General features: G+C 58.1%; 1 protein-coding gene. It reads left to right on the top strand.

The features are described 5' to 3' along the window. Window positions 1-450 (top strand): TOBE domain-containing protein (locus HV823_RS26400; protein ID WP_176952626.1); only part of this gene is annotated, 450 nt, incomplete at its 5' end. Window positions 451-530 lie beyond the last annotated feature (80 nt).

The raw sequence follows: 530 nt of genomic DNA on the forward strand, positions 1-530 counted from the left end.
GCTAACCTTTTCGTCGCTCAGTTCATCGGCTCGCCCGCGATGAACATTCTCGAAGGCAAGGTCGTCGGCAAGTCGGAAGGCGTTGTGCATCTCATGCTCGAGTGCGGCGCGGCGCTGGACGTGTCTGCCGATCGCGGAGCGCTGTCAGTGGGCGAAAGGATCAGCATCGGCATTCGGCCTGAAAACACGCAGATCACCCCGTCCGGGGAAAGTGGCCCAGTGCTCACCGGCACGGTCGATTTCGTCGAGCATCTCGGCGAAGTTCAGATTCTATACGTCGATATGGCCGGTTCTGCTCAAAAATACCTGATCAAGACGGTGGACGACAAAGCATACGCGAGGATGGACCCTGTCCGTTTCACTGTCCGAACGAACGACATCCACCTGTTCGACGCGAAAGGTCGTTCCATCGCGGGACGCATTCTGGAGGCTCATGCGCTGACGCAATAGTGCCTTGCACACAATTGATGTGCCCAAAGAACGGTAGGCGGTTGAGCCGACATCCGCGCTCGATCCCGAGATGGTCAAGG

This window comes from Mycoplana rhizolycopersici (genome assembly GCF_013378445.1).
Lineage (GTDB): Bacteria > Pseudomonadota > Alphaproteobacteria > Rhizobiales > Rhizobiaceae > Mycoplana > Mycoplana rhizolycopersici.